Genomic DNA, 26,572 nt, shown 5'->3' with positions numbered 1-26,572 from the left:
TTGAAAACATAAAAAATGTTCCCGTCCCGGAGTGTCAGGTGTTTCAAATGCGTAGGGAAGCTCCCCGCTCTTTTTTTGAGCATACTGCAGAAATCTAATCATCTCTTCAGCATATTTAAGATGCTTTAAATTCCCGGTTTCTCTGTACAGCTCTGACAGGAATGCAAGGGTCAATGTTGCATTATTAGGTACAAACCTGCCGCTGATTCCTGCAAAATAATTTACTGTAAGAGAATCCATATATGCCAAAAACCCTGTTTTTGAATAGAGGAATTCATGCCATTTCAAAGCTCCTGCAAGATACCGTTCATCTTTCAGTTTACGAAACGATTCAATCAGAGCCCGCGCTCCGTAATTACCCTCAACTGTTGCTATTTTCCCCTTCCACTCCGGAAGAGGATACTGCCAGTATCCTTCGTCAGATTGATTTCCAATAATCCTGTCCGCTGTTAATCTTATGTTATTGAGATACTTATCATTGCCGTAGATGTCATACATTTTACTATTATTAAAAACCCAGTAACCCTGACACTGCAGAAAATAATTTTCATCTCCCCACTTGATAAACGGGAAAAAACTTTTGATAAAACGAAAAATTCGAAAATTATACCTCAGTCCAGGATCAGGCCCTATAAGGCCTGAACCATCCCAATGGTTCTCAATTATATAATTAAAAAGTCTTTGTGATGCACTTAAAAACTTATCCATTTACTCTTATTCCCAGTTTTTTATAAATTTTTATAATTCTCAGAGCTATTTTTGATTCTTCAAGATGTTTGATATGATCTCTCCCTCTGGTTCTCATCCCTCTGTTAAGGACGGTTTCAAGTTTTTTGCTGATATCTTCTGCTGTCCGGTCTGCAATAAAACAGCCTTCACACCCCCGGACAACCTCCCCTGCATCTCCTGCATCAACTGTTACAACAGGCATATTGCACGCCATTGCTTCTTTAACAACATTCGGCGACCCTTCCCACAGAGAGGTCAAAACAAGGACATCACATGCATTCATAAAATCAGGAACAGTGTCATGAGGCTTTCCGTGAAGCACAACGAGCTCCGCATCCATCCCTTTTCTTTTCAGGATATCAACAGCCTCTTTTGCAATTGGATATCCCTTTCTTATCCACGACGGATTTGAAGGGAAGAGAACGTATTTTTTACAAAAATCTAGCCCGCATTTTTCCCTTGCTGCCTCTTTCGGCTCCGGTTTGAATCTGTCAAAATTCACTCCGTTCGGAATAACAAAGATATTTTCTTTTTTCGGAAGTTTCTCTTTCATCTGCTTTGATTTCACAATTACTGCAGGAACAATCATAGACAGAATTCTTCCGAGCGGCAAAAACAGTTTCGATGTAAAATTCACTCTGCCTTTATTATCCGGATTGCCGAGCACATCTCCTCCGCAGAATGACACAAGTACAGGCAGGTTCCACTGGAGGGAAGAAATCATTCCGCTGTATCCGTAATGCGCATGAATAAGATTAAAAGACCTGTCAAAAGATCTTTTAAATACTCTCCACCATGCATAAGGATATTTTTTAAATCTCCTTTTTTCATTGATATTAATAATCTCCATTTCAATACCGAATTCTGCAATAGAGTCCATCTGGCTCTTTACAAATGCTCCGGCATGAATCTGATCCGGAAGAGGATACATATTTGTAACTACAAGTACTTTCATAAAGTTCTACTTTTTAATTATAATAACATCTTCAGGATAGTCATCCGGGTCTTTCAGACTACCTGTAAACAGAGACCGGATAGTACAGAAAAGTATCACACTTCTTTTAAAAATGCTCAGTATGGTTTTTTGTACACTTCTTTTTTTCACAGATATTACAAGTAATACACCGGCAGTAATACCTGTAATTGTAAGAAGTATATCAGTTCTTTTTAAGAGCAAAGACACAGCAATTCCGGAAAAGATAAAAAATATAACTACTCCGAATTCGATAATAAATCCCATTCTTTCCTTAAGATACTGCAGCCCGAGCCCGTTACTACGACAAATTCTGAATGCTCTTCCTATGGAATACAAGCCGGAATGCGCTCTGCGCATAACTTCTTTTACCGTATCCCTTTCCGGAGCGTATGTAATTGCCATCTGAATATCAATACGCATAAGTTTGTACCCTGCATTTCTGATTCTTAATGCAAGCTCAAGTTCAGGCGTCGCTTCAATAAATGGATTAAAGTTACCGGCTTTATCCAGAACAGATCTTTTATATACAGCAATACCGCCAAACACTTTAACCTCTCCTGAACCTGAAACATTGTATCTGTTCTTCCTGAATAAAACCTTTCTGCCGGTTTCATCCAGAAATATTTCATGAACAATACCCGCAACGCCGCCTGATTCTTTAGACTCTTCCAGAAATGCTATTGCCCGCTCAGGCCAATCTTTATAAATAACAGTGTCACCGTCAACAAAAAATACATACCTGCCTGCTGTATTTCGGAATCCGAGATAACGGCCGGCAGAAGAGGTTAAGGGCCACTCAGGCCTGAGCTTAATTATCCTTACCGGATATTTTTTTACGATATCAATGGTTCGGTCAGTAGAAGCAGAATCAACATATATTATTTCTTTTGATTTTACGCTCTTAACTGCATAAAGAACAGAACGCAGGCACCTTTCTATGTTTGCCTCTTCATTCCTGCCGATTATAACTACAGACAAAATCATTGAGCACTTCTCCTTCGGCTTAACCTGCGGAGAACAGGAAACTGCCCGGTTTTAACAACTCCAAAGAGAAAAATCAGTATAAAATACAAGACCGCTGCAGCAGAAACATTAATGAGTACATGTAAATTTCTCATAAAAATTACAAAAATCGCCATAACAGCAGAAGCTGCTGCTGTCCGCCATGTAATCCGTAAAAATGGTATTTTGAAAAAATGTTTCCGTATAAAGCCGTACCTGTAAACAGCTCCTGCAATAAGAGAGGAAAGTACTGCAATTACAGCACCCCAATATCCGATTAAAGGAATAAGAATGAAAGAGAGAGCCACTCTGAAACTCATATTTATTACTATTCCGAAGAAATCTGTCTTCTGATTATTGCTTCCTATTAAAATTACAGAGAGAACCATTGATGCTCCGTATATCAAAAGCAGCCAGATAAGATATCTGAACAGAAGCGCAGAAAGAATAAATTTTGCTGAAAAGAGAAAAACTATCAGCTTTTCCGAAAGGACAACTGATCCGAAGCAAACCGGTAATGTCATAACAAAGACATACTTAATGGATTTAATAGTAAATTTCCTCAGCTCTTCTTTTGAATTTTGATAGGTCCGAGCTGCAACAGGCTGAATAGCGACCTTATAGCTCTGCAGTACAAGCCGGACAAATCCTACAAGCCTCATAGCAACACTGTAATATCCTACAAGCTCCATTCCCATGAGCAGTGAAAGGATAATAACCGTAATATTTCCTGAAAAAGCATTAAAAACCTGAGACCCTGCAAATAGAGGCATAGTTTTAATAATGGAAACTGCTTCTTTCCTGTCATACATAAATTTTAAGCCGTTAATTCTTGCCTTTGCTGTCAGAAAGTTAATTACCAGCCTTACACCTGAAGATAATAAAAACACAGCACACAATGAAACAAGTCCGTATCCAGAATAAAGAATTAGAATACTCACTCCGAGGCGGAACAAATTTTCTGTCATAATTCCGGGGAAACCGTATTCCGTTTTCTCTATTCCTATGAAAATTGCCTGAAACATCAGATTAACAGTAGTTAGTATCAAAGTCCCGCTCATAACAGCAGAGGAGATTATAATGACTCTCGGATAATTAACAATGATTCCAAATCCTGTCATAAAAAATGACATAATAGCTGCGGCAGCAAGTCCGATAATAATGCTGTCAGTTAAATAAAATGAAGCTTTTGATGGATCCTTTGCAACTTCCCTTATAATAATCGGTTCAAGGCCCATAGTGGCTATTTTCTGAAAAAGCCAGTATAGAGAAAGTATTACGGAATACTCACCCATTCCTTTCGGCCCGAGAGCTCGTGTTACAATCAGCACTAAAACAAATGACGAGATCATTCTTATTATTGTGCCCGCAAGCACAATTGATGTATTTTTCATTAAGCTTGATACTAATTTCATTCTGTTTCTTTCTGTTATCTCAGGATGATGTCTGAGCAATATCCGGGCTACTTCTCCGGCTTTCAACAATTCCCGCCAAAGTTCCATACAGAACCCATAAAGGATAGACATTAAAACTTCCGAGGCTTGTATTCTCTACCATTCCCTGTATGAAAAACCCAACCGACCCGGCAAGTATTCCGTAAACAATCCATGCTGTGCGATCACTTCTTTTATTTGAATATGACAACCCCCTGTAAAAAACAGTAATTATAAATAAAAGGAAAAACAGAAGCCCAGGGATTCCTACTTCTCCGGTAAGCTGCAGAAAAAAATTGTGGACAGGTACCGGATAGTAACTTGTAATTTTATCTACTCCGTAATCGTAATTCTGATGGACAAAAGTATAATTATTAAGGCCTACGCCAATTATAGGATTTGCCTTTATCATTGACAATGCGACAACCATAAGCGGAATTCTTACATAGGCTGAGCCCTTGTCATTTTCACTTAATCTTTCTTTTATCGGATTTGCCGTACCAGCTATCAAAGTTACAGCCATAACTATTATCAGTAAAAAAGTCAGTACTGAAAATATTTTTTTTAAAATGCCCGCATTACGAATATAGAAATACCAGACCATAAACCCGCCGACAATAAATCCTACCCAGCCGCCCCTTGAAAAGGTAGCAATAAGAGCTATAATCCCCCCTCCTGTGAGAATAAAGCTTAAAATTCTCGGGAAACTCTTTATTTTATAAAACGTTAATGCCAAGGCTATGGGAAGTACAAAATCAAGGTACCATGCAAGTCCGTTGGCGCCTCCGAGAGTACCTCCTGCCCTGTAATACTCTTGCTGCCGGATACCGTCTGCAGCTTCATTCATTCTTGTGGCAAGAAATGGAATATGCAGAGAACCGGAAATAATTTCGATAATTACAAACATTATCTCTATACCAAGCCCAATCATTACAAACGTAATGACAAATTTATAGTTTTCTTCTTTGTAAGTGTAGTTTGCAATGTACAGAAAAACAAAAATTGCCTTTAATATTTCAATAAGCTCATAAAAAGAGAAATTCACTGCCACAGCCTTGCTCATGGAAAGTATTGACATTAAAACAACTCCCAAAAGAGGCAGTGTATATCTTGGGAAAAACATTACTTTTAAATCTTTTTTAAGAATGGATTCAAAGAAAGATACAAAAAGTGCAAACAATAGTGCAATATCATGCATGGACAAAACAAACCCTTTAGCTCCTTCCATATGTTCCGGATGGAGGCTGAAAGTTCTGTCAATTACAAGTGCCATTGATAATATTAAGAGAGCAACAAAAGCTTTCTTTGCATGGGAATGCCAGGTTACTATCATTGGAATTATAGCAAACATAAAAGCAAGACCTGCTGTAAACTGCGGGATATAACCAAGTAAAGCTGAAGAAAGTATTATCCCCAGCATAATGCCTGTTATTCCGTAAAGCGATAGCCGGCCCAGCCTTCCGATAAAATTTTCACTATTTTTTATGAACATAGCCTCCTGAGAATTGATCTGTTGTCATAAAGCGTATACCTTTATGGAATGCCATAAACTCAAATAACTTTCTGTTGAGTTCATACCGTTTATTAATGTTCTGTTCAAAAATTACAGATGACCTTCTGAATTTAAAGCCCTCAACCTTTACTGAGAATTTTCTTCTTGCCGGTTTTTCTTTTCTTGCAAATTCAGCTGGATGAAGAAGGTAGACTATAGGCTTTCCGGTAATTAACGACTCTTCATACAAAGAGTTGAATAGCACCTTCATCCAGTTTAAGCCGAATGTATAAAGAGAGCCTGAAATAAAGGGAATTACAATAGCCGAAACAGGAACAACAAGTATGGGTACTTCCCCTTTTTTAAATGCACTATTTTTATGCGGATGATACGGAAGCCTCGGCGCTTTTATCCAGCCCGGATTTATAAGATTGGAACTTATAAAATCCACACGTTGTGAACAGACTGATGAATCTACATTGTATCCCAGTTCCACAAGTATTTTCTGCGTGATTTCCGAAGTTTTTACTCTCGGGCCTCTAAATGATTTGATCTCCTGGCCTGTAATTTTCTTTAGTTTTGTTGTTGCCTGAGAGAGCATATCTCTCTGCGTCTTCTCTTCCATTGTTGAATACTCTTCTTCCATGCCGTGATTCAACCCATGGCACCCGATTTCATGGCCGGACTTCAGAAGTTTATTAAATACAGATTTATACTCTTCGGCTACATTTGCAACCCAGAAAAACGTAGATTTAATGCCGAACTCACTGAATAAATTTACACTCTTTTCAACAGCTTTAATCTTCTCCTGAATGCCTGCTTCAGGTGTAGGATCGATATCGCATGTTATACATACCGGTACTTGATGTTTCATTCAATTTTTCCCGATTCTTCAGGCCCGGGTTTTGTAAATTTTCTGATAGTAACAGCAGGGACACCTCCCACTAAAGTGTAAGGAGGAACATTTTTTGTTACAACAGAACCTGCTGCCACTGCCGAATTCTTCCCTATTTTCACTCCACCGAGGATTGTTACCCTGGCGCCGATCCACACTCCTTCTTCGATTATAACAGGCTTTCTCTGAACAGGATAAATTGTATCGTGAAGGGGAGTTCCCGGTGCTGTGTGAATGAGAATAATGCAGCACGGTGCTATGCCCACATTATCTCCTATAGTCAGAAGCTCTGTACGTCCGGAATCAAACACTATCATCTCCTGGCCGATATAAACATTTTTACCTACATTGGCACCAGCCATTTTCAGTAATTTTACTCTCACAGAATTACCTATGGCATGCCTTCGGATAAGATGCAGTACCTCACGGTAAATGTGTTTAACAGATGAATATTTTGAAACCATCTGAATATTCTCCCTGATTTAAGGATAATATCCTCTAATAACCGGCCCAAGTTTATTTACAATAACAAGGGGCAGCCTTTTCCAGACAGCTGCGAACTTCTTTCTTGCAGTACCGGATTGACTTGTATCCGCGACCTTTTTATTATTTGACTTATAGTATTGGTAGTTCAGTTTATGCGGTTCTGCACCCCATCTTTTTTTAAACTTAAAAGTACCGCTCTCTTCAATACTTCTGCCAAAATCAAATTTTTTAAACCCTTTTTTACATCCTTCTTCAATAAGACTCCAATAAAGAAGATACAGAGGATACATGTTCCTGTAATCCCGGATAACATGGCCGAATACAGCACCAATAGTATCCTTATACTCTCTGACAAGTATTGTTGCAATTACTTTCCCGTCTATATATGCATTTGCTATTCTGTGGTTTTCCGGAAATCTGGAAAATACTTCATATATCCACTTAAAACCTGCAGGAGGCGTTCCGAGAAACCTGTGTGCCCCTGCATAAATCGAATAAAATCCTTTTATGTCTTTATTGTCCAAATCCAGGGTAATACCGTATTCTCTGCTTCTTCGTACACATCTGCGCATCTCATTATGCATGGATTTCCATATAATTTCAGAATCATCCGGCAATTTAAGCATAAATGTAAAATATGGAGAACTCTGTGTCAAATTGCCGGGCTTGTGATTAAAATTTCGAAGCTCAAGAAAATCAGCTCCCTTAGATTTTGTCAGTTCAATGGCCTTTTTTATAAGAGCTTTTTCGGTTTCCCGGTCATCTCCGCATACACCGCCTGCAACAGCAAAAGGGACAGAAACCATCTTCTTCTGGAAAAGTCCATGCGGAGTCAAAAAAAGCGGAAGGACGCCTTTGAAAACATTACCATCTGTTGCAATAAGATAATATGGAGTAAATCCAAAAAGGTCTACAACTAAATCTCTCCACTCTATTTTATGAAAGAATGTTGTTTCCGGATTTTTCTCAATATACTCTTTCCATAAAACATCCTGCTCTTTTTTTAATATAGCTATCTGCATTATAGCTTCCGATTTAAAATTTTAAAATACTCCGTCTCATACATTTCCCATGAATGAGTTTCGTTAAATTTCTTACAATTCTCAGACAGTTTTTTCATCTCTGCCGGATTTTGATACAAATCCACAACACAGCTTGCGAATGCTTTAACATTCTCAGGTGTAAAGAACCTTACAATCGAATCATTAAAATAATACTCAGCAATTGTTGTTTTTGAAACAACAACAGGTTTATTCATGTATACAAACTCCAGTAGTTTGGAGCTCAGCGCCTCATCTGCAAAAGGCCCGCCTCTTTTTGGTACTATACCTATATCTGACTCTGCAATGATCTCCGGAATTTTTTCTCTTGGCACAGGCTGGTTAAACTGCACATTATCTGCAATATCCAACTCTGAAACAATTTTTTTCAGCATTGCTTCCTGCCTGCCCCTTCCGTAAATTATAAGAAGTACATCCGGAATTTTTTCTCTTATTAAAGCAACTCCTCTTACTGCAATATCAACTCCGAAATGTTCGTTCAGTGAGCCCGGATAGATCATCGTAAACCGTCTGTTTTTATTTTTAATATTTTTCGCTTTATCAAAAAGAGGAGGATAAGGAGAATTCATGATAACAGAACACTTTTTTCTATTAACAGACCTTTTTACAAGTTTTTCCCGCCACAGATGCGTTCCCGTAATCACATGATCTGCAAAACTGCATGAAAGCCTCTCTACAAATTTCAGAAACCTGACAATGGGATGATTCTCTGCAAGGTTAAATTTCCACATATAAAATTCAGGGACAATATCATGGATATCAAGTAAAACCTTTGCGCCGAATATTTTTGGTATAATTGCAGCAAATACTCCGAAATCCGGAATATTGTGATAATGTACAACATCATATTTTTTCTTCAGATATAACCATGAAACCATAAAAAAACTTTTACTGAAAAATTTAATGAAATTTAACAGGTACGAAACCGGGCCTTTCTCTGTAAATGAACGGCTCCCAATATGATAATGTACACCTGTCCCGTATGCTATCTTTCTTCTTTGTGAATTGGGAGACAGGCAGATAACATCAAGTTCAACACCTGCCTTAATTAAAGCCTCTCCGTAACGGTGGACTCTGTTATCATATTCATAAACCGAATATGAAATCATACATACTTTCATGCAGCCCTTTCCATTGCTTCCATCTTTGTTAAAAGCCGTCTGTATCTTATGTGTTCGATTATCCTGCGGAATGCAATATTCTGAAAAAACATTCTCTCCATAAATCGCGATGCAAAAATATACCCGCCGAGCTTTGCCAAAATTCCATATTGAGCATACATCCGTTCAACTGCTCTTTGTGTTACCTGTTTCTCTATTCTTCTGCACCTCTTTAAAAGTTTCTGCCTTGCTTCCCTTGACATTTCAGGTGTTTCAAAAACAGGTATGTCCTCATTTTCCGTAACGTAATTCAAATACTCTTCCGGCTGTTTAATAAACCAGTTGTTCGCCTTCACAGTCTCGTAAAGTTCGGTTCCGGGATATGGAATCGGGTTATTAAGTATGACCCTTTTTATCGGATACTTCTGAACAATTCGGAAGGAATCTTCAACATCTTCAATTGTTTCCTGCGGCATCCCTGTAATTACAAATATTTTCACATCATAATCAAGCTCACAGGCATTCTTAATCGCTTCTTCTATCTGCTCAATGGTTTCACCTTTTTTATTAATCCTGAGCATTTTATTATTGCCGCCGTCTACTCCGAAAGCTATATAATTAAAACCGACTTCTTTCATCCTCTCAAGGAGTTCACGTGTAATCCTGTCTGCTCTTATCCCATTTGAACATCGAAATTCTGCATTGACAATATTTCTTTTTTCTATTTCGTCACAAATATCAAAAACACGCTGATTATCAAGAGTAAAATTATCATCATCAAAATTAAATACTCTATATCCTTTATTATACCAATATTCTACTTCGTCAACAACATTCAAAGCACTCCGTTTCCGGAATCTTTTGCTTATTATTTTGTTAGGGCAAAAAACACACTGATACGGACAGCCTCTGCTGGAATTAATAGGCACCTCTTTTATATACTTTTTTAATTCAAATTTTTCATACGTGGGCCACGATATTACATCAAGGTCATCAGTATAATGCCGTGGCCCGTTGTATACAACTTCATCCTCTACCCTGTGGAGAAGTCCGGCAATGTTTTGAACACCGACAACACCTTTACAAAGTTCTACAAGGATATCTTCACCTTCATTCACTGCTCCGTAATCAATTTCCCTGCATTCCTCAAGAACCTTATTCTTTACTACTGTAACATGAGGCCCTCCTGCTACTATGGGCACATCAGGCACATATTCTTTAATTCTGCTGATAAGGTCATAAGATTTAATATATTCAAGTGATACCAGAGTCACACCTATAAGGTCAGGTTTAAACTTATCTATTTTTTTCTTAAGATGTCTGAACGAGTAACCAAGCCTCATATCAAGGACATCATAGCAGATTCCATTATCCATTAATGCACGTGCCAGAAATCCCAAATTCTGAGGCGGACGTGCAGCACCAAGATAGCTTGAAGATGGCGGGCTTACAAGAAGAACGCGGTTATATACCATTTTTTTTAGCTCCCTGAGAACGTAGTGACCTATTGACTTGTTTTGCAAGACTATACGGCATTGCTTTATAGACAGGGCCGGCAGGTTCATCAATCTCGGACATTTTCAATCTGCCCTCTTTTATATCTTTTATAACCTGAGTAACCAGTTCTGCTCCTCTCGCAACAGCTCTGTCATTAATCCTTGCAATTGTATCGCCTTTATTAATGTTTATCGTTTCTCTGATAATTATACTGCCTGTATCAATTCCCTTATCAATGAAATGCACTGTTATCCCGGGTTTATCCCCGTTAAGAAGTGCATATGCGTTTGCCCCAATACCCCTATACCTCGGCAGCCATCCAGGGTGAGCGTTAATGCATCCTATTGATGCTTTTGAAAATATTTCGGGTTTTAAAATTGGTGCCGAAGCAATTATGATCAAATCAGGGCCTAATTCATCTAAAAGCACTTCACATTCCGTGCTGTTAAATTTATTTACAAAATAAAGAGGTATTTCTGCTCTCTCAACATAATCAACAATTCTTTTTTTCATTAATTTAAGAATAAATACTTCAATTATTCTCTTAACCGCACCTGCAAAACCATCCTTTTTTATCTTGTCATTAAATCTCTTCAAAAGTGAGGATCTTGCTGATTCTTCTACAATAACCGCTGAAACAGAAATATTTCCTTTAATGAATGTTGAAATAAATTTACTCCCTACCGGATTATCCGGATAAGCAAGGATAACTGTTTTTAATTCTTTTGACATACACAAATTCCCGATTTTCTTATTCAGCACTAATATTGGGCTATTACACTTGTACCTGCTTTTACAAAATCACCCTGTTTTACATTAATCTTCAAGCCTGCAGCATCAGGAATAATAACATCAACCTGAGACCCGAATGTAATTCTTCCGAATCTTTCACCTGCAGAAAGTTTGTCATGTAATTTTTTGTAAACAACAATTCTTCTTACAATACGTGATGCGATCTGCACAACACCAATGGATATATCTTTTCCAGTAAAAAGAGTGGTTACTCTTTCATTTTCAAGAACCGAATCAATATTCCTAAGAGATAAATATTTCCCGGGAGAACTGTGAATAAGATTCAAAGTTCCCGCAATTGGCGCTCTGTTTACATGAACATCAATTATACTCATCTCAATGCCTACTACATAAGCACCGTTATTAATAATATCCGTATGCGTGATTTCCTTTAACGGAAATTTTTTCCCTTTTTTTTCTGAAAAAGCAATTTCGCCCTCTTTAATTTCTTTTACATAGCGTACAGTACCATCTGCAGGGGAAAGGATAAATCCCTTTTCTATAGGAATATTCCGTTCAGGGTCTCTGAAAAACATTAACATAATTATCAGAAAAGAGATACCCAAAGATATTACAATCGCCAGTAGAATCAGATATAAAATCGACAATCCAGACAGAGCCGTGTATATTACCTGTGCGCTTAATGATGATAATACAGCGATTACACCTGCTGTTCTCATTACAACAGGCCTGACAATATTCAATTTTATCGATAGTAAACTGAGAACAAGCATTGAAATAAATATATTGAAAATAATTGGTAAAAAAATCATTTTAGAACCCCCGTACTTTATAAAGATAAGGTAAAAGCAATAATTCTCCGAAAAAAGGTATTGGGTCATTCCATGAAAAAACCGCAAACTCCTTTCTACCTCTGTATGAATTAATAAAATCTTTTACTGTCATATTCCCTTTTATTATCTCTACTGCGCCGACCGGTACATCAGTTATAACTCTGAACCATTTTATACCTGTTTTAAATTGATGAGCTCTTACATAACGCCCTAATGCCTGCTTATAAGCAAGGTATGGAAGATTAACCCCTGCACCTGAAGCAATGGAATGCCAGCCCCATATCCTCGGATTAACTTCGAGAAACTTGTATGCATTATCTCTGATATCATATATAAACTCTACTTCTGCTAACCCGCTGTAATCTATAGCTTTCAAAAATCTAACAGCATAGGGCTCCAGTTCTTTGACGATTTTTGTTTCAGCAAAAGTTGTAGCTCTGCCGAAATCCATTGGGTGCTGGCGAAGGCGCTGTGCGGTTATTGATGCAAGCACTCTGCCCCTGTCCATTACAGGGCAGTATGAATAGAGGTTCTTCCCCGGTTCTGGAATCTGCTCTTGAATTATTATTTCTTCAGGATCAATTATCGTTGCTGCAAGTTTGTAGGCTTTCCTTAATTCCGATTCATTGACAGCCTTAAAAACTTTCTTACCTGTTACTTTGAAAAATGGCCTCATAACCGCAGGTTTAATAATTACCGGATATCTCAGGTTATGATTACCAAGTTCTTCAAAATTTCCGGGGAAGAAGCTTGCTGGTATCGGTATATCCAGTTTTGATGCAAGCTTATAACTAAGTTTTTTATTATAGACATTTTTAACTATAGTCCAATCAGGAGTTATTAATCTATATTTATCAGAAAGCCTGGTATGATATGTTGAAAGGAAATGCACTGTTTCATCATCAGTCGGGAAAATCACTCTTCCCTTCATTCCTTTAATATTTGACAGAGATTCAAGAAATTTATAAATTTTTTTATGATCAAGTACATCCGGGCTCTTGTAAAATCTACTGCAGTAACGCGAAAAGCGTGATATGCAGTGTTCCTTATCAATAACAACTACATCTATACCCTGACGTGCCAACGCACGAACAGCACCCAGCCCCTGAAAATGTCCTCCAATGACAATTGCTCCCGGGCCCATTTTATATTCTGACTCCTTAACTGATCTATTTTGTATGCGGCCCATTATAGTAACCGTGATATTTGTAATATTTTCTCCTCTCGGTTCCGGTAATAATGCCGCCGAGGATATTTGCCCCTACACTGTTCAGAATTGACAGTGATTCCTTTACTGAATCTCTAGTAGTTCTATGAGCCCTCATCACAAGGATAATTCCGTCTACCAGAGATGACAGAATGGTAGCGTCACTCACAGGCAGAATCGGAGGGCTGTCAAAAATAACCATATCATACATATTTTGAGCTGCATGTATAAATTTCACCATATTTCTTGAACTTAAAAGCTCTGCAGCATCTTTAACTGACATACTTGCAGGCATAAGATCAAGCCCTCTGACAGTTGTAGGCCTGACTAATTTTTGTATGCTCTCCTCACCTTTAAGATAATTTGCCAGGCCAAGCCTTTTATGAGATCCCATAAACAGTATATCAAGAACAGGCCGCCGAAGATCACTGTCAACAAGGAGGGTTTTAACACCTTTTTGAGCAACCGTAATTGCAAGATTTGCCACAGTTGTAGATTTTCCTTCAGCCGGACCCGGGCTTGTTAATAAGATTGTACGCCTTTTTTCTCCTTCAACAGCAAATAGTTTTGTGCGCAGAGATTTGTAAGATTCGGCAATAGGAGAATAACTGTCCTGTTGTATTAGAAAATAGGGAAGAATCTGTCTCGCCCGTGTAATCCCCCATTCCCTGTTTTTCTTTTTCCTCAATAATTTTCTTTTATCTGATTTTGCCACAGGGATTGTTCCGATTACTTTCATGCCAAGGTACTCTGCATCATCAGGGCCTTTCACTGAATCTTCGAAATATTCCCTGGCATATGCAACGCCAATTCCGAGAAGCAGGCTGAAGAATATACTAAAAAACAGATTCAGCATGGGCCTTGGGCTAACTGGTTTGGATGGAGGATTTGCCAAATCAACAATACGTGCAATGCTTATCTGCCCGGCCTGCCTTATTCTTGCTTCCTCTGCTTTTTCACGAAGCATGAAATAAATTTTGTTATTTACCTGTACATTACGTTCCAGTTTAGCAAGCTGCAGCTTCTTATCGGGCAGCATCTCAAGCTGTGCTGTATAAGTATCCACTATCTTTTTCTGTGATGATGCTTTTGCACTCAGGGCCTTATAATCTGTCTCAAGCTCCAGAATTTTTGTGATCAAGTTTTCCGATTTACCAAGAGGGTTCATATTATTAAGCCCGTTTTCAACAAGCTTTTTTGTCTCTTTTATAATTCTCCGCCTTATTCCCTGTATCCTGCTGTCCATCTCTTTCATTTTTGAATTTGTTGAAGGCTCAATACCTGCACCTATCAATTGTGCCTCAAAAGCTGCTCTTTTTGAAACAAGTTCAGCCATATCCTTCTGAAGCTCGCCGAGAACGGGGTTGGAAATATTTGCCATATCTTTAACAAGGTTCTTTTTGCTCTCATCAAGCTGGCTGTTAAGATATGCAAGTTTTTGTTTAATAGATTGAAGCTCAGTAATTGTGGAATTGTATGATGATTGGAAATTTGCCAATTGTGTTACAATCTGTTTCGATTCATCAGGCAGTGAAACTACCTTATTTTTTCTCTGATACTTTGCAAGAGACTGTTCTGACTGCGTAAGTTTCCGTTCATATTCTTTTAATTTCTTCTCGAGAAAATTTCTGGTTTGTGTTACTTCATCCTTTGTATCCGATCTATTATAATCCTGATACGCTTTTAACCACGTATTTACAATAAAGGCTGCTTCCCATGGAACGTTTGAACGCGCTTTTAATTTGATAATATTCGTTTCCTGCCCATAAGAAACAGTTGTTGCTTTCCTGAAGCGGCTTATTTTTTTATCAAAACTCGGCAGGCTATTCTTCCTGCTCTTTCCCGCCCTTTTATTAAAAATTTTTCTGAAAAACGCTGATGCACTTCGGTTCTTGATTCTTCCGAGAATTTTAAGAGAGTCACTGTATTCCGAATTCATAAGGTCTTTAATAACTCTGCCGGCTAAAGACCTGCTTTCAAGCACTGCCACCTGATTTTGAACAATATACTTTTGATATAGCACAGAAGGCACTTCTACAAGCTGATTCTGGGTTCGTACTGCTTCCTGAATTGAAAGAACTGCAGATGCTTCGTATACTTTTTCTGCTGTAACAGTAAAGAATATAACTGTTCCCACAATTGTAACAAAAAATATAATTATTATACCAATATTACGCTTTATGGGTTTGAACAGATCACCTATCTCAATTGTCCTGCTGTTTTCATTTTCCATAATTTCTCATCCATATATCCCACTGAGTTACACCGTCAATGTCACCGGTTAATATAAAAGCTGACTTTTTATTTCCAGGCCATCTCCATATTCTAATTAACTGGTATGGACATTTTTCAATATCATTTAAAACCTTAAGCTTTAACCTCTCTCCGAGCTCTCTGTCCCCTTTTATAAAAAGGCTGAAATTTGACCCTTCTTCAGCTTCTTCCCATACAAAGCCTTCATTTGTAAGGAATCTTTTTATCTCCTTGCCTGCTGAACGGGAAATGCCTATTACCGGCTTCTTAATACAGTCAATAACAAACGACCTCTCTTTTATTTTGCTGTATTCAGAATACTGCAAATCATCTTCTTTTTTCTTTATCACATTTTTCACAAGAACAGTTAGTTTCTGGCTTCCTTTAACATTTACCCTGTATTTTAATTCCCCCTCCTTTTTTACAGATACTTTAAATCCGCTTCTCTCTGTCCACCAATCCGACAGATTATTCATGGAAGTAATCCAGATATCATTACAGCTTTTCGCTTCTTCTATCAGATTTTTAAGCGGAATACTGAACTCATTGTAGCGTTCAGGGTGTGCCTGTACAACAAGAAGCCCTCCGTCATTTTTTGTTTTATTCAGCATTTCCGGCCAGATACTCCAGCGCGGATCTTCTGATTTCATTCCAAAGCGTTCAACTAAGATATCATCATCCGGAATTGAAGCCGGAATTTCAACAAGTGTCCCGTCAAAATCAGGGGTCTGCCTGATTTTTCCGTATTCAAAAGGTTCGTAGGTCTCTCTTATTTTGTAATAATTTTTCATTTTTGATTTTTTAGAAAACCCATCATTTATCGGAAACGAAACCACCTCACTGCTGTCCCAATCAAAGCCTGCATTCATCAAAGCGGTTTTATATCCCTTCTTCTTTCTGAAAAACGGGAACCTAAAACCTCTGCACTCAATTCCTGCTCTTCCAAATACTTCTTTAATCTCAGTCAGATGCCTTTTAAATTCTTCGTCGGTGACAAGAGAATAATCAATATGTACAAATCCATGAGCTGCAAAATCCGCCCCCAGGTTATTCATCTCTCTAAAAAAATCCATATTCCTTGAAATTACAGCACCCGGCACAGGGAAACAAGGCGTAATATCCATTGAAGAAGTCATTTTAATAAAATTAACAAGATAAGATTTAAACCTCTTTTTATTAAAACCATACCTTCTTTCAATAGAATAAATTCTCTTTATCAAAGACCCGGCAGAGCGTGTCTTTATTCTTTTCAGATTCAGTACCAAAGAATTCATGTTCAGCCAAACACCTATGCAGTAAAATTATTTGATAAAGTAACTCTCATTGCCGTTTTTTTGTGCGCCTTTAAATCATTGGTAGAATCAAGCCATTCAAAAGTATTCTCAAGCCCTTTATGAAGCGTTACGGTCGGAATCCATTTGAGAATACGTCTTATCTTTTCAATATTTACAACTCTTCTGCGTATATTGTCAATATCACGTTTATCCACATAGACCGGATTGTGGGGGACTCCTACAATTTCAGATATCTTTTCTGCAAGGTCATTTATACTCGTCTCAAATCCTGTCCCTACGTTAAAAATCTGCCCTTCTGCTTTAGGGCTTACAGCAGCTCTTATCGTTGCTTCCACAGCATCATCCACATATGTAAAATCTCTCGTCTGCAGCCCGTCACCGTGAATCAGAGACGGCTGCCCATTCATAATCCTGCTGAAGAATCTAGATATAACTCCGCAGTACGGATTCTGAGGCATCTGATTTATTCCATATACATTTGAGAATCTGAGAATTGTAGTGGAGATACCATACGTCTCATAAAAAGCATTGCAGTAATTTTCACCGGATTGCTTGCTTGCAGCATAGGGATTGAGAGTGTAGAGCCTGTCATCTTCATTTATTGGAAGATAATGAGGATTACCATAGACTGACACAGAGGAAGTGTAAATAACTCTCTCCACACTGTGGCTCTTTGCAGCAAGGAGTACATTAAAAATACCGCCTGTATTTACCTGAAAGTCAAGTTGAGGAGATGCAGTAGATACAATTATATTTCTGACTGCAAGATTGAAAACCAAATCCGATCTTTTTACAAGTTTTGAAACAATATCAAAATCAGTGACAGAATTATGAATAAACTCAACCTCTTTAATATGGCTGATATTCTCTTTTCTGCCGGTAAAAAGATCGTCAAGTACAATCACCTTTCCGCCCTCTTCAACTATTCTGTCGACTAATCTTGACCCGACAAATCCTGCTCCACCTGTGACAAGTACTCTTCTATTTCTAAATCTCATTATACTCCCCTTAATTACATTAATGGGCATCCTTCATAAAAAGAACAAGAGGAAACGTAAGAAACACAATTCTCAAATCAAGTAAAATGTTCCAGTTTTTTACATACCAGAGATCTAAAAGAATTGATTCCTCATAGTTTTCCGGTGCCATTCTGATTCTTAGTTTTGACCACCCTGTCAGCCCCGGTTTTACTTTCAACCTTCTTCTGTACCATTTTTTATATTCGGCAACTTCATACACAGGATGAGGCCTTGGCCCTACAAAACTCATATCCCCTTTTAGTATATTAAAAAGCTGAGGAATCTCATCAAGGCTTGTTGCTCTTAAAAACCGTCCGACAGGTGTTATATGACTCTCAATGTATTCAATATATAATGAAACAAACTCAGCATTTTTTTTAGAGTTAACTCCTTCTTTAAGAAGGTAGCGCACATATTTTTGGTGATCTTTTTCATTCTGATCTGTCTGCTGCATTGTTCGAAATTTATAGATTATAAATATATTTTCTTTATAACCGACACGTTTCTGTTTGTAAAATATTCCGCCTTTGGAACTCATTTTAATGACTGCACTAATTACTGCGAACAGGGGCATAGTGATTATAAGCAGCATCACTGCACCGACAATATCAGTTACTCTTTTCAAATATTTCTGAATTTGTACTGAAGCAGTATTTTTCTTTGAATTGGTTTTATTGAATACTGTTCGCAGAAAAATTGAACCTTCCGAAAAACCGGAAGTTCTTACCTCTCCTGCTATTGAAAAATCAATTTTTTCCTGACGTTTCATTTTATCAGTTTATCTCTCAGTATCATTTTTTAATATTATGCAAACCTGTATCCAAGGCCGTGTATGGTCTGTATGTAATCCGATGATTTATTTCTTTCACCGAGTTTTTCCCGAAGCCTTTTTACGTGAACGTCTACAGTACGGTCAGTAACATAAGAATTCTCACCCCAGACTTTTGTGAGAATTTCGTCTCTTGTAAAAACATAATCACGTTTGGAGGCGAGAAGATACAGGATTTTAAACTGTGTAAATGTAAGTTCAATCTTCCTGTTACCCTTGATTACCTGCTGCGTGTCAAGGTTTATAATAACATCCTTTGCTCTGAGAGTTCTGGGCTCTTCTTTAACAAAACTCACTCTTCTCATCAATGCGGATATCTTGGCAACAACAAGATCCCCGTTTAAAGATTCATCAAAACATTCATCTATGCCTTGTTCAAGCAAAGAAATTTGATCATTATAACTTAGATTCAATGCACGTACAACAAGAACACTATTTTTATTGAACACATTTACCTGTTTTATAATGGACTGCACAATTCCCCTCCCGTGCTTCCAGTCAATTATTACTGCATCAGGTTTATCATTTTCAATAAGGCGTATAACTTCCTTAAAATTGTCTGCATGTATGACAATAAAATTATGTTCCTGAAAAGATTTTTCAAGATCATGCCAGCTGCTTGTTTCATGCTCAAGGAAAACAATAATTTGTGATTTCATAAATTTTTCCTTAATTCTATGTCCCCATATAAGATTCCGTCATTGTTTACAAAAGCAACTAACATACCAAAACATCAAATAAGCCATATATCATTGTTATTACATGGGTTACGGTGATATCGAATTTATATCAAAATTGTAACAAATATGTCAACCGGCAAAATCTTCCGTAACCCAACCGGAATTTTTTTCAATATTGTAACATATTTTACAAAATAGGCTGTTATATTTCTAAACGTATAAATTAAAGTTAAAATTGTCAAGTATTTAGTAAATAAAATCAGGAACTATTAAATATATTCATAAAGGGCACTTTGCTTGTTTTTATAGAAACCACATACGGAAAAAGTCATAGAAATTAATTTTCCTAAATAAAATTAAAAAACAAACAACATTAAATAAGCATAAATAACAGGAACAGATAGAATAGGGTTATCAAATCTATCAAGCATACCGCCATGACCTGGAAGCAAATTAGACGAATCTTTAACACCTGCTGCGCGCTTAAACATTGATTCAACCAGATCACTTAACTGTCCGAATATCCCGATTATAATTCCGATAATAATATAATTTATTAATATCAATTCAGGAAGTAATAAATATCCCAGAAGTATTGTCATTCCTGTACCGGTTATAAGTCCTGCGACAGCTCCCTCAACGGTTTTTTTAGGGCTTATCTTTGAAGCAAGTTTATGTTTCCCAAATGATGAGCCGAATATATAAGCTGCAGTATCACATGTCCATATTATGGAGAAAATAACTATTATTATTTTTCCTCCTGTAATGTATGGAATATTAAAATGTTCGGGGATATCTCTCAACTGCAAAAAGAACATAAGAAGGCCGACATAAACTGCACCTGTTATTGTCCACGCTGCATTTTCAGCTTTGTTAATATTATTACTAAGAAGCTCGGATAGAAGTGTAAGAATAATAAAAAAAATTAAAAGTAATAACAGGCTTCTGCCATGATAAAAATATATATCAAGGCTTGACAGCAGGAGGAATATAACTCCCCCTGCTGTTTGCGGGAAAACACCTATGTTTTTAACCATTAAATAAAACTCAACAAGTGCAGCAAGCATAACAATATCAACAAAAATTAAAAAAACCTCTTTTCCGATGAGTGCTGCAATAAATATTACCGGTATCCCAAAAAGCGCAACCAAAAACCTGGTTGTAAAATCTTTAACATTCATTAATAATCCTTAGAATAGAATCCCTACCATTATATGACTTGCACGATTCCGCTCAGAAGGAAGAGAGGAATCTTTTGCAAGGTTATTCAATCCGTAGCTGTAACGGAATTCACCGAATGCACTTTTACCAAGGAATGAAAACTCAATACCTGCTCCGAAGGTAAGGCACATATCCTGAGAATTCAAATTTTCTTTAATATCAACACCTTTTTTCTTTGCTGAAATCAGATAATTAAATTCAGAGCCTCCCATAATATATGGATGTACAAGCATCGGCAGAAACTTTTTCTTAACAAGCAGAGGTATAGATATGTATGTTATCTCCTTTTTTCCGTCTGCACCGAAATCCGCACCCCGTTTCTCATACAAGACATCTCCTTCAAGAGAAAATATCAGCATATTAAACTCAAGGCACACTCCTCCTGTCAAATTTTTTAACGGATCAACACTTACAGTTATTCCGTCACCTGCAAGCGTTGCGGAAGTGTAACCCAGTTTGATTCCCTTTCTTATGCCGAGTTGTGCAAAAGCCTGTGTTGAAAAAGATAATGATACTAAAACAACACCAAGGACTACTACCATTACTCTTTTACGCATATCTTCCTCCCTTTATTTAGATTATAAACGCTGTTCATCAGCATTAGTAAGAAAAATACCTTTTTTACCCTCAAGAGGGCATCTGTTTACGCATATTCCGCATCCTATGCATAAATCCTCTATTACATAGGGTAAATTTACCTCTGCTTTTTTACCGTCAATTGTCACTACATCTGTTTTACGGAACTTAATTGCTTTATCAGGAAGAGGACAGTGTTCTTCACATACCATGCAGTCCTCACCATAATACCACGGGATACATCTTGTCTTGTCAAAATGAGCAGTGCCCATTTTAATCTGCTGCCTCTCTTTGATCGGTAAAAATTTGATTGCTCCTGTAGGGCATACTTCTCCGCAAAGGTTGCAGTTATATTCGCAGTAACCTGTTTCAGGAAAAAGTACAGGCGTCCAGATTCCCTGAAAACCGCTTTCAGTCAGCGCATGCTGCAGACCTGCCCCTGATGTGGAACAAACTCTTACACACTCACCGCATCTAATGCAGAGGTCCAGAAATTTTGATTCTTCCACTGACCCCGGCGGCCTTACAACACTGCCTTTGACCGATGGTTTTGATACGGCATTTTTTACAATTACAGAACCAACAATTCCTGTAAGGCCTGCTGCAAGAATTCTTCTTCTGTTCAAATCAACATCTTTTGATTTATTTACTTCTATTTTGGAAAAGGAAAATTTGACAGCATCAACCGGGCACACTTCTACACAATCCATGCATGATATGCATTCTGAATTATTTGTTGACAGATAATCCTCAGATATTGCATCCATCCTGCATTCTGTTCGGCACATACCGCAGGCTGTGCATTTATCCGATACATTCCTTTTGTATATTCTGAATTTTGAGAACAACCCGTACAAAGCTCCGAGAGGGCAAATATTTCTGCACCAGAAACGACGCTGGAAAACAGCGGAAGATACAATAATTATAAAAATAAGAGCTATTAATCCGGACCCTTTAAAGATCTGCTGAGATGCCGGAAGCACCGAGCCTGTTAATACATCCCATAACTGATAAACATGGTCTTCAAGAAATTGAACACTTACAAGAGCATTAAATATGCCCTCCGTTGTAATTACGAATAAAGGATACAAAAACAGAGTCGTAGATCGCGTAAGTATTGAGAACGGATCAAAGAGGCCTGTTACCTGTATTGAAAACAGAGCACCTGTAAATAAGGCAAGAAAAATAAAATACTTTATCCACTTGAAATCAGAACCGGTCTTTTCAGTGTTCTTTTTTGGGAAAAGCTTGTTAAAAATATCTATAATGAATCCCAAAGGGCAAATCCAGCCGCAGAAAAATCTTCCGAGAAAGATAGAAACTGTCAGCAGCAGCAGCCCCGGCAGTAACTTCAAGATAAAACTTCTTGCAGCAAGAGATGCAGTTATAGAAACAAGAGGATCAAACCGAAAGAATATATCTACAGGAATGAATCGCTTTAAAGGATAAGTAGCCCACAAAAAAAGCCCAAAAAAAAGGAGTAAAAAAAACATCTGAGAAATACGACGGGCAGTTCTCATATATGAGACCCCTGAATTATATAGCCTGCATTATTCATGAATCACAACCATATTTAAACGAATATTCAGGAATAAACACCTGTCCCGGCCCTGGATTCCTGATTAAAATTTCCGAAAATGACATGCTTCACTCATGTCATTTCCGCACATTTTCAGTGTGAATCCGCCTTTTCATTATACTTCTTAATAATGCAGGATAGTTATTTATTAAAAATATTTTATAAATATCTATTTTTACAGAGATATCGTTTTTACTGTTATGCGGGACAAATTATTTTGCCCCAGTCCGCGTTCTTCCGCCTCTTTTAAAAATCCTGTTTTCAGAGGGTCTAAACCGAACATTTTAACCCCATAGCTGTCCACTGCAACAGGGTCTGTTCCTGCAACAACTATCTTTTTTAATGCAACGTCTTTAACATTCCCGCCGCTCGGGCCATTTCGCAGAAGCATTCTATATGCATCCAAAATAGTAAGATCCGCTTTAAATTTTGTATTAAGATCAGTAATTTTAACATTAAAATCTCTGTGAAACTTGCCTCTGTTACCTCCGAGATACCCCATATAGTTCTTCATACCGAGAGAAACGCCGGAAAGCGAGTGATGCTTTGCAATTGGAATATTTATCAATACATCAGCATCAAGAGCATCTTCATACAACGCCCACGACTTAACAAGCTTTCCATCGGGAATTGATGTTTTTTTAAATTTTCCGGGACGCACGTACATGACATCCGCTCCCAACTCTTCAGCAGCCTTCTGTATACCGCTTCTTTTGTAGCATCTTCTTACTTCATTTAATGTATTATCAAAAATTTTTACTTTTTTGGCCCCTGCATCAAAACACATTTTTACAACCTCAGCAACAACTTCAGGATTTGTTGTAGCAGCCTGTTCAGGAACTCTGTCCCACGACATATTCGGCTTTAACACTACAATATCGCCCTTGCTGACAAATTTTGACATACCACCGAGACTCTCCACAGCATTCCTGACAAGCTCTGCAGGGGACCCGTTCTTTACAACGATAATGGAAGGTTTATCTGAATATTTTGAAAACGACGACAGGGGAAATAATGAAAGCCCTGCTGCAGTCCCGGCAGCAGTTTTAATAAATTCCCTTCTCCCTATTTTACCATTCAATTTTTTTGCCATCACTCGCCCCTTCTGCACAGCCTATTTTGTCTTTACATCTTTAAGCTCTTTATCTATAAATTCCAGTCCGTCGCTCTTTTGTTTTACGACAATATGGCTTCCTTCTATGAATTTCCCTTTTAACAATTCTTCTGCAAGTGAATCTTCAATATATTTCTGAATTGTACGTTTAATCTGCCTTGCGCCGAGCAATGGGTCAAATCCTTTATCAGCAAGCCACTCCTTTGCTTTTTCAGAAAGGGTAAAATCAATATCTTTGAGCCGCAGAGACTCTTTTACATCTTCAAGGGAAAGGTCTATTATCTTCATTATACTTTCTTTTGAAAGAGGCCTGAATACAGCAATATCGTCAATTCTGTTCAAAAATTCCGGAGTAAAAAGCCTCTTTGTTTCCTCAAGTATTGAGGATTTCATTGCTTTATAATCAACTTTATCATCCCTGTTAAACCCAAATTGAGTTTTATTTACCCGTCTTGAACCGAGGTTTGACGTCATAATCATAATTGTATTTCTAAAATCAACTCTTCTCCCCAATCCGTCTGTAAGATGCCCTTCATCCAGAATCTGCAGGAGTATATTGAATACATCGGGATGAGCCTTTTCAATCTCATCTAAAAGCACAACAGAGTATGGATGACGTCTTACCTTTTCAGTAAGCTGGCCGCCTTCTTCGTATCCGATATATCCCGGAGGCGCGCCTGTCATCCTTGAAACGGCAAATTTTTCCATAAATTCAGACATATCTATCCGGATTAAAGCTTTCTCATCTTCAAAAAGGTAACGTGCAAGTTCCTGTGCAAGATATGTTTTCCCCACACCGGTAGGCCCGAGGAAGATGAAGGATCCTATGGGCCTTTTAGGGCTTTTAAGGCCTACTCTCGTACGCTGTATCGCTCTGCTCAACAAATCAATTACTTCATCCTGGCCTATAACTCTCTTCTTCATCTCATCAGCCATGGTAAGAAGTTTTTCAGTTTCCGACTGAGCAACTCTTGATACAGGAATTGAAGTCATCATTGCCACTACTTCAGATATATCTTCTTCAGTAACCTGCGCAAGGACTTCTCCGAGTTCGCTCTCCCATCTTTCCTTTGCCTCTTCCAGTTCATTAATAATCTTTTTTTCTCTGTCACGCAGAACAGCCGCTTTTTCAAACTCCTGTTTGCGTATAACATTATTCTTTTCTCTTCTTATAACTTTAAGGCGTTCCTCAAGCATTGTCACTTCCTGAGGGACATTAATATTTGCAAGATGCACTTTTGCTCCTGCCTCATCCATAACGTCTATGGCCTTGTCCGGCAGGAATTTATCTGTAATATAGCGTTCCGAAAGACGTACCGCAGTATTCAATGCTTCGTCGGTATACTCAACGCGATGATGTTTTTCGTATCTGTCTTTTAACCCGAAAAGAATTTTTAAAGTATCGTCTGTTGAAGGCGGGTCAACAATTACTTTTTGAAAACGTCTTTCAAGTGCGCCGTCTTTTTCTATGAACTGCCTGTACTCATCAAGAGTTGTAGCACCTATACACTGCAGCTCTCCTCTTGAAAGAGCAGGCTTGAACATATTGGACGCATCGAGGGAACCCGAAGCTCCTCCAGCACCTACAATTGTATGAAGCTCATCTATGAAAAGTATTATTTCTCTTGACTTTACGAGCTCATTCATAATTGCTTTCATCCGCTCTTCAAACTGGCCTCTGTACTTTGTACCTGCAACTACAGAGCCGAGATCAAGAGTTACCACACGTTTGTCATGCAGAACCCGCGGAACATTTTTCTCTACTATTCTCATTGCCAATCCCTCGGCAATAGCTGTCTTACCCACACCGGGTTCTCCTATGAGAACAGGATTATTTTTCTTTCTTCGGGACAAAATCTGAGCTACGCGCTGTATCTCCATATCCCTGCCTATGACCGGATCAAGTTCATCCTTCTTTGCCATTTCGGTCAAATCCCGGCCAAAATGGTCTAGTGCGGGTGTTTTTGATTTTTTCTTTGTATCTTTCTGAGAAGCTGACGAACCTCGTAAAATATTCTCCAGCTCTTCAATAATAGCATCGTATCTTGCATCGAAATCAGTTAGTACGCTTGCAGCTACTCCGTCAGTATCCTTTGATAAAGCAAGAAGTATATGTTCCGTTCCTATTACCGTTTGTTTATATTTTTCAGCTTCCGAAGATGCAATACGAAGGACACGTTCCGCCCTTTTTGTAAACGGGATGTTACCCATTGTTATTGTCCCGCCTGTTGATTTTACTGCATCTTCCACTGCTTTTCTTAATTCGTCAAGATCAATACCGATATTCTGAAGTATCTCTATGGCAATGCCGCTGCCCTCTCTTATCACGCCAAGCAGAAGGTGCTCGGTGCCAATGTAATCGTGGCCAAGGCGGAGCGCCTCCTCCCGCGACAGTTGAAGAACAACCTGTACCCTTTGAGAAAAATTATTTTTTATCATTTTTGATAACCTCTATAGAAAACGTATTTTTTTTAAATACCTCTGTTAATAAAACGCTTTGAACCTTTGCATAGTTTCAAATCCTAAAATCATACGGGCCACA

Annotated in this window: 23 protein-coding genes; all 23 read right to left on the bottom strand. The window is 38.0% G+C overall.

Annotation, left to right across the window (positions count from 1 at the left end; genetic code table 11):
- Nucleotides 1-708 (bottom strand): hypothetical protein (locus tag J7K93_11770; protein ID MCD6117686.1); only part of this gene is annotated, 708 nt, incomplete at its 3' end.
- Nucleotides 701-1,684 carry a glycosyltransferase gene (locus tag J7K93_11765; protein MCD6117685.1) on the bottom strand — a complete coding sequence of 328 codons (984 nt, stop codon included), beginning with the start codon at nt 1,682-1,684 and terminating at the stop codon, nt 701-703. The genes J7K93_11765 and J7K93_11770, both read right to left, overlap by 8 nt.
- A 6-nt stretch (nt 1,685-1,690) precedes the next feature.
- Nucleotides 1,691-2,689 carry a glycosyltransferase gene (locus tag J7K93_11760; GenBank protein ID MCD6117684.1) on the bottom strand — a complete coding sequence of 333 codons (999 nt, stop codon included), beginning with the start codon at nt 2,687-2,689 and terminating at the stop codon, nt 1,691-1,693.
- Complete coding sequence (locus J7K93_11755; protein ID MCD6117683.1) at nt 2,686-4,209, bottom strand: flippase; 1,524 nt, start codon at nt 4,207-4,209, stop codon at nt 2,686-2,688. The genes J7K93_11760 and J7K93_11755 overlap by 4 nt, the downstream gene beginning before the upstream one ends.
- Nucleotides 4,142-5,632 carry an O-antigen ligase family protein gene (locus tag J7K93_11750; protein ID MCD6117682.1) on the bottom strand — a complete coding sequence of 497 codons (1,491 nt, stop codon included), beginning with the start codon at nt 5,630-5,632 and terminating at the stop codon, nt 4,142-4,144. Before J7K93_11750 ends, J7K93_11755 begins: the two co-directional genes overlap by 68 nt.
- The gene (locus J7K93_11745; protein MCD6117681.1) at nt 5,616-6,506 is read right to left on the bottom strand and encodes a polysaccharide deacetylase family protein; all 891 of its coding nucleotides are present in this window, start codon (nt 6,504-6,506) and stop codon (nt 5,616-5,618) included. The genes J7K93_11750 and J7K93_11745 overlap by 17 nt, the downstream gene beginning before the upstream one ends.
- A complete protein-coding gene (locus J7K93_11740) occupies nt 6,503-6,991 on the bottom strand; it encodes an acyltransferase (protein ID MCD6117680.1) in 489 nt (162 codons plus the stop codon). Before J7K93_11740 ends, J7K93_11745 begins: the two co-directional genes overlap by 4 nt.
- Nucleotides 6,992-7,009: 18 nt before the next feature.
- A complete protein-coding gene (locus tag J7K93_11735; GenBank protein MCD6117679.1) occupies nt 7,010-8,035 on the bottom strand; it encodes a FemAB family PEP-CTERM system-associated protein in 1,026 nt (341 codons plus the stop codon).
- Nucleotides 8,035-9,195, bottom strand: coding sequence for a glycosyltransferase family 4 protein (locus tag J7K93_11730; protein ID MCD6117678.1), 1,161 nt, complete (start codon nt 9,193-9,195; stop codon nt 8,035-8,037). Before J7K93_11730 ends, J7K93_11735 begins: the two co-directional genes overlap by 1 nt.
- Complete coding sequence (locus J7K93_11725; GenBank protein MCD6117677.1) at nt 9,192-10,649, bottom strand: radical SAM protein; 1,458 nt, start codon at nt 10,647-10,649, stop codon at nt 9,192-9,194. Before J7K93_11725 ends, J7K93_11730 begins: the two co-directional genes overlap by 4 nt.
- Nucleotides 10,639-11,403, bottom strand: a complete 765-nt coding sequence (locus J7K93_11720) for a hypothetical protein (GenBank protein MCD6117676.1) — start codon at nt 11,401-11,403, stop codon at nt 10,639-10,641. Before J7K93_11720 ends, J7K93_11725 begins: the two co-directional genes overlap by 11 nt.
- Nucleotides 11,404-11,432: 29 nt before the next feature.
- Nucleotides 11,433-12,236, bottom strand: coding sequence for a phosphatidylserine decarboxylase (locus J7K93_11715; protein MCD6117675.1), 804 nt, complete (start codon nt 12,234-12,236; stop codon nt 11,433-11,435).
- 1 nt (nt 12,237) lies between these two features.
- The gene (locus tag J7K93_11710) at nt 12,238-13,446 is read right to left on the bottom strand and encodes an ATP-grasp domain-containing protein (protein MCD6117674.1); all 1,209 of its coding nucleotides are present in this window, start codon (nt 13,444-13,446) and stop codon (nt 12,238-12,240) included.
- Nucleotides 13,427-15,697, bottom strand: coding sequence for a polysaccharide biosynthesis tyrosine autokinase (locus J7K93_11705; protein ID MCD6117673.1), 2,271 nt, complete (start codon nt 15,695-15,697; stop codon nt 13,427-13,429). Before J7K93_11705 ends, J7K93_11710 begins: the two co-directional genes overlap by 20 nt.
- Complete coding sequence (locus J7K93_11700) at nt 15,687-16,991, bottom strand: polysaccharide deacetylase family protein (protein MCD6117672.1); 1,305 nt, start codon at nt 16,989-16,991, stop codon at nt 15,687-15,689. Before J7K93_11700 ends, J7K93_11705 begins: the two co-directional genes overlap by 11 nt.
- A gap of 14 nt (nt 16,992-17,005) precedes the next feature.
- Nucleotides 17,006-18,010 (bottom strand): NAD-dependent epimerase/dehydratase family protein, encoded by a 1,005-nt coding sequence (locus J7K93_11695; protein MCD6117671.1) that lies wholly within the window; start codon nt 18,008-18,010, stop codon nt 17,006-17,008.
- Nucleotides 18,011-18,029: 19 nt separating this feature from the next.
- Complete coding sequence (locus tag J7K93_11690; GenBank protein MCD6117670.1) at nt 18,030-18,800, bottom strand: sugar transferase; 771 nt, start codon at nt 18,798-18,800, stop codon at nt 18,030-18,032.
- 35 nt (nt 18,801-18,835) lie between these two features.
- Nucleotides 18,836-19,519: a response regulator transcription factor gene (locus J7K93_11685; GenBank protein MCD6117669.1), complete on the bottom strand. Its 684-nt coding sequence runs from the start codon at nt 19,517-19,519 to the stop codon at nt 18,836-18,838.
- A gap of 377 nt (nt 19,520-19,896) precedes the next feature.
- Nucleotides 19,897-20,721 (bottom strand): phosphatidate cytidylyltransferase, encoded by an 825-nt coding sequence (locus tag J7K93_11680; GenBank protein MCD6117668.1) that lies wholly within the window; start codon nt 20,719-20,721, stop codon nt 19,897-19,899.
- A gap of 9 nt (nt 20,722-20,730) precedes the next feature.
- A complete protein-coding gene (locus J7K93_11675) occupies nt 20,731-21,318 on the bottom strand; it encodes a PorT family protein (GenBank protein ID MCD6117667.1) in 588 nt (195 codons plus the stop codon).
- 21 nt (nt 21,319-21,339) lie between these two features.
- Nucleotides 21,340-22,857: a 4Fe-4S binding protein gene (locus tag J7K93_11670; GenBank protein ID MCD6117666.1), complete on the bottom strand. Its 1,518-nt coding sequence runs from the start codon at nt 22,855-22,857 to the stop codon at nt 21,340-21,342.
- 234 nt (nt 22,858-23,091) lie between these two features.
- On the bottom strand, nt 23,092-24,009 hold the full coding sequence (locus J7K93_11665; protein ID MCD6117665.1) for a DUF362 domain-containing protein: 918 nt from the start codon (nt 24,007-24,009) through the stop codon (nt 23,092-23,094).
- A gap of 21 nt (nt 24,010-24,030) precedes the next feature.
- Complete coding sequence (locus J7K93_11660) at nt 24,031-26,469, bottom strand: ATP-dependent Clp protease ATP-binding subunit (GenBank protein MCD6117664.1); 2,439 nt, start codon at nt 26,467-26,469, stop codon at nt 24,031-24,033.
- Nucleotides 26,470-26,572: the final 103 nt, after the last annotated feature.

The sequence above is a fragment of the bacterium genome (genome assembly GCA_021158245.1).
Lineage (GTDB): Bacteria > Zhuqueibacterota > QNDG01 > QNDG01 > QNDG01 > QNDG01.
The sequence above is the reverse complement of the archived record's forward strand: the minus strand, read 5'-3'. Positions and strand labels throughout refer to the sequence as shown.